General features: G+C 36.7%; 15 protein-coding genes. 6 read left to right on the plus strand and 9 right to left on the minus strand.

Annotated features, from left to right (window positions below; translation table 11 throughout):
- Positions 1-4: 4 nt before the first annotated feature.
- Entirely contained in the window at positions 5-925 is a 921-nt protein-coding gene (locus tag V7201_RS15815) for an aldo/keto reductase (RefSeq protein ID WP_335377718.1), read from the plus strand.
- Between the two features lie 48 nt (positions 926-973).
- Here V7201_RS15815 and V7201_RS15820 read toward each other — a convergent pair whose 3' ends face one another.
- On the minus strand, positions 974-1,576 hold the full coding sequence (locus V7201_RS15820) for a methyltransferase (RefSeq protein WP_335377719.1): 603 nt from the start codon (positions 1,574-1,576) through the stop codon (positions 974-976).
- A gap of 365 nt (positions 1,577-1,941) precedes the next feature.
- On the opposite strand from V7201_RS15820, the gene V7201_RS15825 reads away from it, so the two are divergent.
- The 3 genes from V7201_RS15825 (at position 1,942) to V7201_RS15835 (ending at position 4,479) form a co-directional block, all read left to right on the plus strand.
- Positions 1,942-3,282 carry an FAD-dependent monooxygenase gene (locus tag V7201_RS15825; RefSeq protein WP_335377720.1) on the plus strand — a complete coding sequence of 447 codons (1,341 nt, stop codon included), beginning with the start codon at positions 1,942-1,944 and terminating at the stop codon, positions 3,280-3,282.
- A gap of 233 nt (positions 3,283-3,515) precedes the next feature.
- Entirely contained in the window at positions 3,516-3,878 is a 363-nt protein-coding gene (locus V7201_RS15830) for a cyclic-phosphate processing receiver domain-containing protein (RefSeq protein ID WP_335377721.1), read from the plus strand.
- Positions 3,879-4,008: 130 nt separating this feature from the next.
- Entirely contained in the window at positions 4,009-4,479 is a 471-nt protein-coding gene (locus V7201_RS15835) for a hotdog fold thioesterase (RefSeq protein WP_335377722.1), read from the plus strand.
- Between the two features lie 17 nt (positions 4,480-4,496).
- Here the strand turns inward: V7201_RS15835 and V7201_RS15840 are convergent, their stop codons facing one another.
- A complete protein-coding gene (locus V7201_RS15840; RefSeq protein ID WP_335377723.1) occupies positions 4,497-5,264 on the minus strand; it encodes an alpha/beta hydrolase in 768 nt (255 codons plus the stop codon).
- 41 nt (positions 5,265-5,305) lie between these two features.
- Positions 5,306-5,995 (minus strand): aspartate/glutamate racemase family protein, encoded by a 690-nt coding sequence (locus tag V7201_RS15845; RefSeq protein ID WP_335377724.1) that lies wholly within the window; start codon positions 5,993-5,995, stop codon positions 5,306-5,308.
- A 308-nt stretch (positions 5,996-6,303) separates the two neighbouring features.
- Between V7201_RS15845 and V7201_RS15850 the strand changes: the two genes are divergently transcribed.
- A complete protein-coding gene (locus tag V7201_RS15850; RefSeq protein ID WP_335377725.1) occupies positions 6,304-7,698 on the plus strand; it encodes an HD domain-containing phosphohydrolase in 1,395 nt (464 codons plus the stop codon).
- Positions 7,699-7,826: 128 nt separating this feature from the next.
- Here the strand turns inward: V7201_RS15850 and V7201_RS15855 are convergent, their stop codons facing one another.
- Both V7201_RS15855 and lepB read right to left on the minus strand, forming a co-directional pair.
- A complete protein-coding gene (locus V7201_RS15855) occupies positions 7,827-8,600 on the minus strand; it encodes an alpha/beta hydrolase (RefSeq protein WP_335377726.1) in 774 nt (257 codons plus the stop codon).
- A gap of 30 nt (positions 8,601-8,630) precedes the next feature.
- Positions 8,631-9,173 carry a signal peptidase I gene (gene lepB, locus V7201_RS15860; RefSeq protein ID WP_335377727.1) on the minus strand — a complete coding sequence of 181 codons (543 nt, stop codon included), beginning with the start codon at positions 9,171-9,173 and terminating at the stop codon, positions 8,631-8,633.
- A gap of 173 nt (positions 9,174-9,346) precedes the next feature.
- Between lepB and V7201_RS15865 the strand changes: the two genes are divergently transcribed.
- Complete coding sequence (locus tag V7201_RS15865) at positions 9,347-9,745, plus strand: nucleoside 2-deoxyribosyltransferase (protein ID WP_335377728.1); 399 nt, start codon at positions 9,347-9,349, stop codon at positions 9,743-9,745.
- On the opposite strand, the gene V7201_RS15870 is transcribed toward V7201_RS15865, so the two are convergent.
- From V7201_RS15870 to V7201_RS15885, 4 genes are all read right to left on the minus strand, one after another.
- Positions 9,742-10,014, minus strand: coding sequence for a hypothetical protein (locus V7201_RS15870; protein WP_335377729.1), 273 nt, complete (start codon positions 10,012-10,014; stop codon positions 9,742-9,744). The two genes, V7201_RS15865 and V7201_RS15870, sit on opposite strands and share 4 nt — an antisense overlap.
- Positions 10,015-10,042: 28 nt before the next feature.
- Entirely contained in the window at positions 10,043-10,411 is a 369-nt protein-coding gene (locus V7201_RS15875) for a YbaN family protein (protein WP_335377730.1), read from the minus strand.
- A 49-nt stretch (positions 10,412-10,460) separates the two neighbouring features.
- Positions 10,461-10,874 (minus strand): flavoprotein, encoded by a 414-nt coding sequence (locus V7201_RS15880; protein WP_335377731.1) that lies wholly within the window; start codon positions 10,872-10,874, stop codon positions 10,461-10,463.
- Positions 10,875-11,507: 633 nt separating this feature from the next.
- On the minus strand, positions 11,508-12,191 hold the full coding sequence (locus tag V7201_RS15885; protein WP_335377732.1) for a Na-translocating system protein MpsC family protein: 684 nt from the start codon (positions 12,189-12,191) through the stop codon (positions 11,508-11,510).
- Positions 12,192-12,548: the final 357 nt, after the last annotated feature.

The raw sequence follows: 12,548 nt of genomic DNA on the forward strand, positions 1-12,548 counted from the left end.
TAGGATGAAGTACAGAAGGTTAGGAAAAACGGATTTGGACATATCGGTCGTTGGGATTGGTACGTGGCAATATGGAGGTGAATGGGGTAAAGAATTTACTCAATATGAGGTCGATGCCATCTTAAATAAAGGCAACGAAACCGGAATCAATTTCATTGATACTGCAGAGTGCTATGGAGATCACCTGTCTGAATCACTGATTGGAGACTATCTTAGCCGGAGCAAGCGTGAAGATTGGATAGTGGCTACGAAATTCGGTCACCATTTTCACAATAATTTTGACCGGACAAGACATTGGAGTGCAAGCGATGTACTCTCTCAGCTAGACGCATCATTAAAATCCTTACAAACGGAATACATAGACCTTTATCAGGCCCATTCCTGTACTGATGAAGAATTTAACAACGATGAGCTCTGGACGATGCTTGATAAGCAGGTACAGGCAGGGAAAATACGGCACCTTGGGATCTCCCTCAGGTCGAATGAAGAAAGCTACCAAACAGATCACGCATCTAATGCTAATGTGGGAGCTATTCAAGTTGTTTATAATCGGCTCGATCGAAAGCCTGAGGATAGGATTTTTCCTTCTAGCGAAAGGCAAAATCTTGGAGTGCTTGCACGGGTCCCGCTTGCCAGCGGTTATTTGAGCGGTAAGTACAAGCCAGGTGCCGTTTTTAGAAGTGACGATGTTCGTTCAAAGCATGATCTTGAAGAAACAGCGAGTCTTTTAAAGCAAGTTGAAGAAATAAGCCGGACGGAAGTACCCCATGATATACCGATGGCTACCTGGGCGTTAGCTTGGTGCTTGAAACATTATGCCGTAACAGCCGTAATTCCAGGGTGTAAATCTCCTGAGCAGGTTGAATTGAATGCGAAAGCAGCCGAACTGGCAAATGATGACCATCCGCAAAATACAAGAAAATAACAAACCTAGCCTCAGTAACAAATACTGGGGCTAATTTATTTTATACCTTTATTCAAAAGACAGGCGGTACACCAAAAAACGCTCATTCGGATTCTGGTCAGGCAGATTAAATTCTTTTACCATCGTAAAAGGGCTCTGGGTTTCCAAATAGTAAATATAATCCTCTGATGGGTAGTATAAGATAATATCTACTTCCCTGCTGTTTTCCTCAATAGAAAGCAAGATGTTTTTAACCACACTCATAAAAATTTGTACGGAAAAAGGATTGAAAAAATAAAATCGATTTTCTGATGGCCTGATTTTATATTCCTCAGCCAGACTGCAAACAAATTGAATTTTTTCTGCCCTGTTTCTGTGATATTTCAAATAGCGATCTTTATTTTCAATTGCTTCGTAATAAAAAGCCTCATTCATTTCGATTCCAATTACATTGGTGTTAAAAAGGTAATTAAGAAAGAAATTTAACCTTCCCTTACCGCATCCAAAATCGACAATTGTGTCATTTGCATTGAGATGAAAATCCTTGAAGAAAGATTCCAATGCGGCATAAGGTGTTGGTTCATATTTGTGGTAATGCAGAGACTTATTAAAACCCATCTGATCTCCAGTCGTTCTGACATTCAGTATCTTATCCAAATGTTGTTCCAACATAAAAAAACTCCTATCAATGGTTAGGTAGTATAAGCTCTACTGACCTAATAAAAACTATACCACATAAACATTTTGGTAGTTGCTGCAGCTTAACTCCAATGCTGCTCCGGCGCTTTCTGTCTTTAGCAACATGTAATTTTCAACTGGGATTCAATGCTTTTTCGTCGTTGATTTTCTTATCCTATAATCTTTCTGAAACTCTTTTATTATCTTTGAAAGTCTTTCATTTCTACATCCCATTAGGTAAAATTATCCCTATTATGTTAGTTATATTACTATAAACTCTCTTTTACTGCATGATAGATAAATCAATTAAGGGACATTAAAATGCTAGAGTTACATAGAGTGTGTGCGGGGGTATGGGGATGTCATTAAACAAAATTGAAGGAAAAAAAGCCATTGTCATTGGTGGAGGCATTGCTGGTAAGCTATCAGCAAGGGTATTATCTGAGTTTTTTGAAGAAGTGATTGTATTAGAAAAAGATCAAAAGAACGACAGTAATACCTTACGCAAAGGAGTGCCACAAGGATCTCAGGGACATGTCTTGCTAAAGGGCGGAGAAGAAATCCTTGAAGAATTATTTCCGGGGATTATTGATGAAATGGTTAAGGAAGGATCAACAGTTTCTGATTTTGCACAAGATTTACTATGGTTTCATCATGGATGGAAGAAAAAAAGGTTTCATTCTGGGTTGTCAATTATCCAGCAAAGCCGCCCCTTTCTTGAAGGTCATATTCAAAAAAGGTTGGAGAAGATTCCAAACATTGATTTTCGGTATGGATGTAAAGGAAAAAAGTTTCTTCTAAGTGAAAAGAAAGAAATTAGTGGGTTAACTGTAGAAAAACATGATGGCAAGCAAATTGATCTTCCTGGTGATCTAGTGGTAGATGCATCAGGTGCTGCTTCTTTAACGTCCAAATGGCTGGAACAGACGGGCTTTAATAAGCCAAAGAAAACTGAGGTAAACATTGATTTATTTTACGCGAGCATGATTTTTGGTAAGCTTGGTGCTAGAGTTAATAACTGGCATAGCCTTCTCATCTATCCAGATCCTCCAAAGCAGAGCAGAGGTGGTACTATTTCGCCAATTGAAGGAGATCGCCACTTAGTTACTCTCATAGGCTATGGAGTTGAACCGTTGCCTAGTGACTATTCGGCATTTTTGCAGTACGCTAAAAACCTGGATCAGCCTGATTTATATGAAGCAATAAAAACAGCTGTTCCTGAATCAAGTATTCAAGTTTATCGTTTCCCTGATTTACGCAGGTACCATTATCATAAAATGAAGCAATTCCCTGCTGGTTTGCTTGTTATAGGAGATTCTATTTGCAGAATAGATCCTGTTTTTGCGCAAGGAATGAGCATCACAGCTATGGAAGCAAAAATATTGAGAAAGATGCTCAGGACATACAAGACAAAGGAAAAGTTAACGAAAGAATTTCATCGTAAAATCAACAAGATCATTGATAGCCCATGGTTGATTGCCTTGACAGAAGATTTTAGGTTCCGACATACCTCTGGTAAAAAACCAATCGGACTTTCGATACTTCAAAAGTATGTTAAAAATGTTGTGATGGCATGTTCATATAATGAAAACATATATAGACAATTCATGAATGTCCTTCACTTAAAGGCTCATCCTGTTAGTTTATTTAAACCTTCAATTCTTTACCGTGTTATAACTTTTCTGAATAAAAAAGATTAAGTAACAACATCAGACACCGTTTCCTATATGGCGGTGTCTGTTTAATAACCTCAGAACCCTGTAAAAATTCTTAGAATATTAAGGGATCAAGGAGAATAAAGTAAAAAAATGAACGTTTTCCCAAGTCGATATGTATCCATTTGTCTAAAAGTGTGTTAGGGTTAAGTGAACACATAAATCTAGGGTTTACAGACTTTTCTTAGTCACCCCCTGTTTAGGGAAGGAGAATAAGAATGGAAAAGATAAATGTTTTCTTGGATGATTATCGTAAACCGCCAGAAGGATACGTATTGGCAGAAACAATAGATGAATGTTTGTCCCTATTGAAGAATTTTGAAATCGAACACCTCTCTTTGGATCACGACTTGGTTAGCCCAAGCAGAAATGGTTTATTGCTGGTTAAAATCATGGTTGATGAGAAGCTCTTTGCAAATCGCATTACCATTCATTCAGCCAATTCGGTTGGTGGAAAAGCAATGTACAATTGGTTTAAAGATGCTCAGAATCATTCAAATATGCCCCTTTCCATAAATATTACTTTACGGCCGCTGCCCCTCCATTCCTTTACTTCACGAATGCTTTTAAACTACAAATAATTATAAATATAAGATTAAACCCTCCGTCCTTTTACGCTCCCTTGGATAATTACATTAAGTTTCTATTTGTTTTTTAAAGGATTCAGCCTTCCGGATATCGAATTGATACAAAAAACGTGGAGGGCTTAAAATGAAAAATAAGGTGAATGAAACTGAAATTCATCATGAATACAAGGATGAAATTAAAAAAATGCTTCAGGAAGATTCGTACGCGAAATCACTGGGCATAAAGCTTGTGGACCTTGGTGAAGGCTCAGCGGTGGCAGAATTGGCAGTGAAGGACAATATGCTTAATATGCATGGAACACTTCATGGAGCTGTTACCTTTGCCCTCGCTGATTTTGTGTTTCAGGCTGCCTGTAACTCCTATGGAAGAATTTCTGTGGGACTTACAACAACAGTAAATTATATGGCAGCTGGTAAATTAGGTTCTGTAGTTACCGCCTCGGCAATTGAAGAAAAAAAGAACTACCGAACTGCCTGGTACAAAGTCCATGTGGAGAGCAATGGAGAATTAATCGCTACGATGGAAGCCGTCGCTTACCGCAAGGAGAGTTATTTTGTGCCAATAGAGAATGGAAATAACAAAAAGGACCAATAAACAATTGGTCCTTTATATTATTTGAATAAATATTTAAAAATAGCAGGTACTCGTTCACGCCATGCCAGCTCATTATGGACAGCACCTTCGGCAATGACAAATTTAATATCTTTAACTTTCTCTTTCAGTAAGGAATATACTGATTCACTCGATTCGATATACCGTAGGCTGTCGATTGAACCTGAGGATTCATTTGTTCCGACATCGAGATAAAATTTTTCTATGGATGATAGATTACTATCCTTTATCAGCTGTTCAATTTCCTCCTGTGTGAACCAATAAGCTGAAGAAACTGATGCAACTTTTTTAAATATATTTGGATATTTACACGCCGCGTATGTAGAAATCAAGCCACCCATTGAGCTGCCAGCCATCGAGGATTCATTAGGAATTGTCCTGTACTTTTCGTCAATGAAGGGTTTCAGCTCATTTACTATGTATTCGACATACTGCTTCCCTTCCCCGCCTATCCCATCTAATTCAGGTGCGAAAATGTTCCGCATTTCCGAGCTTGACCATGGAGAATATTCATCAAGCCTTTTATACCCATCATTACAATCAATACCGACAACAATGATTTCTATATCACTTTTATCAAGATAATCAGAAATACCCCATGACATACCGTAGCTTGCATCTTCATCTTTATATAAGTTTTGACCATCATGCATATAAAGCACGGGATAATTCTTTTCTTTATTTTCATCGTATTTCTTTGGCAGGTAAACCCTTACCATTCTTTTCCTATCCAATGTAGATATATTTACTTCGAAATGATCAAACATGAAGTACCTCCTATTTCCTTTATTGATTTGGTAAAAATATTCTAACTTAACGCTTTATTAACAGCACCAAGAGCATGAATCAGTGTAGTATCAAATAATGGTACATCAACATCTTCTTGTTTAATTAACAAACCAATTTCGGTACAGCCTAGGATAATCCCTTCTGCCCCTTCGACGACTAATTTTTGTATGACCTCCTTAAAGTATTCTCTAGATGATTGAACGGTTTTTCCAAGACATAATTCATTGAAAATGATTTGATTGATTGTCAACCTTTCCTCTTCATCAGGAATGAGAATGTCTATATTTTGGTCTTTAATCCTTGTTGTATAAAAATCCTCCTCCATCGTATATTTAGTGCCAAGCAGCCCAACCTTTTTCAAGCCTTGATTTAGGATTTCATCAGCTGTTTCGTCAGCAATATGCAGAATAGGGAGTGACGTTTTCTTTTGAATCACGGCGATTACTTTATGCATGGTATTTGTACAGATTACAATAAAATCAGCTCCTGCATGTTCAAGACTCTCTGCCGCTTCCCCAAGGATTTCACCAGCCTGATCCCACCTGTTCTGTGACTGGCATCTTTCAATTTCATCAAAATTCACGCTATACAATATGCACTTTGCCGAATGAAGCCCGCCAAGCCCTTTTTTTACTTCCTCATTGATAATCCGGTAATATTCAGCGGAAGATTCCCAGCTCATTCCGCCTATCAATCCAATTGTCTTCATACTTGACCCTTCCTTCAAAAAAGATTCATATACAAGATTTCGCTATGATTACTAGATAATCCTCTTGAAAGTAATCTCTTATTGGGAAATCTTCTTTACAGAAATCTGACTCTAGTTAATAATTAACAAAAATACTCTTTTATAGGAGATAGGCTTGTGGAAGAATTTTTAAAATTTAGGAAAAAGCTATTTCATAATTATTTATTTGGCTCATCACTTGCTGTTCTTGGAGTTGGAGGAGTTTTTATTTTCTTTACTCTAACACTATCAATAACAGAATTTTATTATATGATATGGGAATCATTTTATTGAGTTCATTTATATCAATGGCCTTAATTGAATACCGAGCCTTTTCTAAAGATATAAAACCAATTTTACAAGTATTCGAACATGATCAGATAGATCTGGCAAGTCTAAAGCTTGCCTTTGGAAAACTGCATCTTTTTCCAATTATGACCTTCAGACGGATTATGGGACCTCATCTCTTTGGTTTATCAATTCCGGCGGTTTTATTGAGCATTCTCTTTATTCACTACAATCTTTTGCATATACCGTATATTTATATTTTCTTCGCAGTCATTGGTGCAGTCCTTGTTGCAGGAATGCATGCAATCATTGAATTCTTCCTGACGATAAAAGCAATCCAGCCATTGCTGAGCGAAATGGCTGCTATATCTAAGAAACAATATAACAAATCCCTCTCCCAAGAAGGAAAACTGGTCATGTCAATTAAGCGAAAATTCCAGTTGAGTTTTCTCTATATCACTGTTTTTCCTATTCTATTGTTTGGGCTTGCAACTCAGGTGAAGCTGGATATTTTGGCAGAGTCAGCCCAAAATTACTGGAGTTGGGCATTTTTTATCATCCTATTAGGTTTGGTTTTTGCTTATTTCGGAGCAAAGCTATTATTTTTAGATGTCCACCAGCCAATTGTACAGTTGCAAGAATCGATGAAAAGAATACAACAGGGCCACTTAACAATGACACAGGATTTGTATTCAGATGAATTTGCTGGACTAGTCACCGGTTTCAATCATATGGTACAGGCGATCAAGGATCGGGATGAACAGAAGCAATTAATGTTTGAGAGTTTCCTTGAGAGCTTGTCTGCGGTATTGGATGCAAGAGACCCCTATACTGCTGGACATTCTACAAGAGTAACGGCATACGCACTGGCAATAGGAAAACAGTACGGGCTTTCGGAAAATAATCTATCACTTTTGAAGAAATCAGCCATCCTCCATGATATAGGCAAGATAGGCATCCCTGATGGTATACTTCTTAAAGACGGAAAACTTACAGACGATGAATTCGCCAAAATAAAAAAACATCCTGAAATAGGTGCTTATATTATAAAGCAAGTACAAGGGTTCTCAGAGATGGATCTGGTGATTGAAGGTGTGATGTATCATCACGAACGTTACGATGGTTTAGGGTATCCAATGGGACTAGCCTTCGATGCGATTCCGCTGTTTGGGAGGATAATAGCCGTTGCTGATGCATTTGATGCGATGACCTCTGACCGGCCCTATCGAACAGGCATGTCCTTTGATAAAGCTCTGGGAATTATTGAAGAAGGCAAAGGCGTCCAATGGGATCCTGTGTTTTCAAGTTTATTTATAGATTTGATGCGTGAAGGAGTCTTTGAAGAAAAGCCTGTCTCTCATGCCCAATTTCAAGAATATATTGAACATATTAATTAGATTATCATTAACAATAAAGATTACGTGAAAAGAGCAATAGGTTATAACTATTGCTCTTTCATTTTTACCCTAGACATTGTTCTTATCTCTGTGAACACTCTGAACATATGAATCCTTTATATTGTAGATCACTCATCTTTTGTACAGAAGTACTCGAAAATCTCGGGAATTCTCTGTCTAAAATATAAATAATGATGTTCAGCATCTGCGAATAGATTGAATTTAACGCGAATATCTTTTTTTCTTAAAACTTCATATATTACATGGTTTGAATTCACAAATTCCTTGCTTATCAGTTTGTCAGTTTTGGCTTCATTCGTGCCGCAGTCTATGTAAAATTTTTTAAGCTGCGACAAATCTGCCTCTTCTAATAGCTTTTCAATTTCCTCTTGATTGCGGAAAAATGCTGACGATAATACCGCTACATTCTGAAAAATATTTGGATAGACACACGCAGCATATGTGGAGATAAGTCCCCCGAGCGAAATGCCTGCCATGCTGTTCTGGTCTTTTAAGGTCCGGTATTTTTTGTCTATGTAGGGCTTAAGTTCATTCACAATAAAATCTATATACTGCTTGCCTTTTCCTCCAGTCGGGTCGATCCGGCCAACAATTCTCTTGCTATACTGACCATTTTTCCATGGGCAATACTCATTCATTCGTTCTTCGCTATTTTGATCGATTGCCACAACTATCAGGTTAATTTCGTTTTCAGATAAAAATTCTTCAAGCTGAAGTGAATGGCCCCCTATCGCATCGTCATCATTAAAAACATTTTGACCATCATGCATATATAGTACTGGATATCTTGTAGTTTGATTTTTGTAATTTTCAGGAAGATAAACTCTGATCATTCTATCTTCATTAAAGGAAGTCATATTCATCTGGAATTTTTCAAGCATATATTCTGCTCCTTTTCCTGTAATACAGCTTTATTCTATCTCCCGGAAATTTTTGAATGGAAAGTAGACAAATTCACTTTTGCCGATAATGCTGCTCTGCTGGATGTAACCAAGCCCATTTCTGCTGTCCATGCTGTGTAAGCGATTGTCTCCCATGACAAAAAGATTGCCGTCTGGTACTGTAAGTGGCCCAAAGTCACCCGTCAGTCTTAATCCGCTGATATTAGCTATTTTTCGGTTTTTTGTCAAATAAGTTTCTTTAAAGGCTTTCCCGTTAATAAGCAGTTCATCATTTTTCATCTCAATCTTGTCCCCAGGAAATCCAATGACTCTTTTTACGTAGTTTTCTTTCGACCCTTTTATGATCACGATGTCACCCCGGTTAAGATCACTAACGGAATTATATTTCTTTACGAATATTTTTTCATGATTATGCAAGGTTGGTTCCATCGAAGCTCCCTCAACTATGTATGGTGCAAATATAAAGGTTCTTACCAAAAAGGCGATGAGTGCTGCAAATACCAAAGATGTTATCCAAGATTTTAATTCATTTTTTGTATTTGTTTTATCCATTTCAATTCCTCCTTAATTTACCTAATAATTTTGATCAATTAGAAGTCTATGAAAGTCTCAAAGTTCCTTATAAATATATTCGTATCTCTTTAATCACTCTCCTGCTATTTCTATTAAAATGACACGATAAGATAAACACAATGGTAAAATATGTGGATAAGGAGTGAGGAATCATGAAATTTTATATTGCATCTTGTTTTAAAAATAGGGACATAGTCAAAGCAATGGCAGCTCAACTTAAAATAGAGGGTTTTTATCATACATACGATTGGACGATCAATGATCGTGCAGATTCAATGGAATTACTGGCTTCCATTGGTGAAAGTGAGTTGAGCGCGGTGAGAAACTCAGACTTTTTTGTGATGTTGCTGCCTGGTGGAAAAGGTAGCCATATCGAAATGGGAATTGCTCTTGGTCTTGGGAAAAGAATATATTTATATTCACCCAATAATGATATATACGAGTTTGATAAGACAAGTACCTTTTATCATGTTGCAGGGGTCACTAAGTTTGTCGGTGATACTCAATCGTTCATGCAATTTTTAGTGCAACAGGAGACAACCAGCTTTTAACTGATTATATATACAGCAGCCATTAGGATCAGGATTAATAGATTCATCCATACAGAAAGTTTAAGCAAGAAAATTGCCCATGTTTTACCTTTAAGTGTGTAAACAAAAATGATGATAGAAAAAACGAAATTGGCAGCTAACCTTAGATGGGAAGTATTTCCCCAGAATAAACCGTATATGAATGATAGTGAAGCTGCTGCACAAAAAATAATGATATACGCTTTAAAAATCTTTTCTTTCCGTTCGCGTTCATGCTGGAATTCATACAATGCTTTCTACCTCTTTTGCTGATTATATTCAAAGAGTGTCAAACGAGAAAATATATGCACTAACGGTCACTGCAATAATGATTAAAATGGAGTCGAACAAGAAACTACCATCCTTGAGCAATACAGTTCCGCCAATTGATAACCACATCAGACTGAGACTCAGTATTTTATTTTGGCGGGAGATCCCTTTTTTCTCACGGAAATCCTTTATGTAAGCACCAAGCCATTTGTTTTTAATTAATTTTTGATAAAGCCTCTCTGATGATTTTACATAGCAAGCAGCACCGAGCAGCATAAGTGGAGTGGTTGGCAGGAGAGGAACTACAATCCCGATTACTCCCAGTCCTATGGAAAGAGTACCGATCGTGATTAATAAAGCTTTTACTGCAACATTCATGAGTACCTCCCTGCCATTCCAAAAAAATTTCACTTTATGTATTTTATCATTATTGCGGAAGGTGTGCTTTAGCCATCAGGTCAATTGGTATTCCAGCTTCTATATAGCTCCTGACAAGCTTCCAGCCAAAATCATAAGCAAAGGTTTGGAATAATAAATTGCCTGTTTCTAATGTCTTGCCGCCGATGACAAGCTGTGCTGAAATAATCGACATTACTTCGTGCTCGCGTAATGAAATCCTCGATAATTCCTTCAAGTCCCAGTGTGCATTGTTTTCAATGACGAACTTAAAACCCTGTTCCCATCCCCTGATTGATTCTTCATAGCCAAAATCAAAAACTTTTCCCCCTGCAATTTCCCTGGCTTGATATTCCTGAGAAATAATCCCTTTCAGTTCTGCTAGAGAAGAAGTTTTCCATACTTCGAGATAGTGTTCATGAAACTGGTTAAATGATAATTCCACCTTTTACACCCCTTATAAGAGCAATGACAAAATTATCCTATATCCATCAGTCATTTACAATACCTCATTACTGAAAATGAAAAGGCTGCTGCTCTTTAGAGCAACAGCCTACATAACCATAATATTGTGTCTTGTATAATAATTTCCATATCTATAATAAAATTCAATTTCAGCATCTTGGCCATTTATTGAAAAAATATATTTCGTTTTAACTGGTTCACAAGTCTTTTGGTATTCAATACCTTCATTTTTCGCAAATTCCTCTAAAAATGTCTCTAACTCTTTCTTTCTGATCGTATTTGGCTGTTGTAATTCCGAATTGATTAGCTGTTTGTCCTTAATGAAATTATCTATACATTGTATTAAATCATTTTTGCACATGTTCTCTATTATGCAGAATCATTCCTTTATCATTTATTTTCCGGAAAATGGGAATAAAAAAAGTCAGAAAAGGAGTATATTCATATCCTTTTCTGACTTATGTCTGGTACTTTGCCCATTCACTGTTATCAGAAATATTTATATTAAATTTAATTTGTGTTAAAAACTTAGTAAGATTAAGAGTTTTAATCTTTACCCTATAGTGTATCTTAACATCAGCTGACGATTTAAGCAAGTAAATCTTAACTTCCTTTATGATTTAAGAATGAATAAAGAATAACTTTTATCCTGATCAAAATTCCAGTCAACAAATCGATCAATGATTTGGGCAGATAGCAATTTCTCAAAATTAGCTTTATGCTCATCCATTAATCGTTTTTCCAGGTTTCTCTTGGCAATTTTAAGGGTTTCCGGAAATCCTATATGGATTAATTCTTTTTCAATGCTTACGAGGATTCCTTCCCTGATAATAATCAATGTACGTTCATTGAGAAGACGAGAAGAGACCTTTTGAGGCGATTTTTCAGCTTCTATACTTACATTGATGATTTCCTTATGTACTAAATCCTTGTTTGTAAAAGGTTCACATTTAAATTTTTTATCATTTTCAAGGATAAGCAAAAACATCCCGGTTTTACCATCAAGATTCCAGTCGTAATAAAATTCTTTAACCTTTTCTTTTGTATTCGTTTCTATAAAGGCTCTGATTTCATCTTCTAATGTTTCCATCATTAAATCCCTAGTCTTCTGGACATAAACACTTTGCCTGTTACCAATCAAAGATTTCTCCATAGGTGATAAGAAGTTCGTTATATATACGGTGACAAATGGCCTCGAAAAAGTACAAAATACATTCCCGGGTCCACGGCCGAAATTTTCACGCAGCAAACGGCCAATATATCCACTTATTTCTTTTTCAAGAATTGTGATTTCCATAAAATACCTCGCTATACAATATACTCCTCATTATTTTCCCTTCTTTGTACTGGACAAAACCCGTAACAACTCTTATATACGCTTTGACTTATTATCATTTTTTATGTAGATAAATTTTAAGCAATTACCCTAACTCATAAATTCGATCGGAAACGTAAAGATTATATTTGTTGGAAGATATAATCTTTAATTAGATTTAGAATCTGTTAAACAAGGCTATTGATTTCGTTTCAGGCGCTTCGCTTTCCGCTAGCTTGACACTGAGCCCGCAGGACACTGAATAGCTTCCTTTAATCTGCCTAAGCACGAATGAAATGCATTAGCATTTTCGGAGGAGTCTTCGCGCCTTTCACTCCA

Source organism: Bacillus sp. JJ1122, from assembly GCF_036964885.1.
Lineage (GTDB): Bacteria > Bacillota > Bacilli > Bacillales > Cytobacillaceae > Mesobacillus.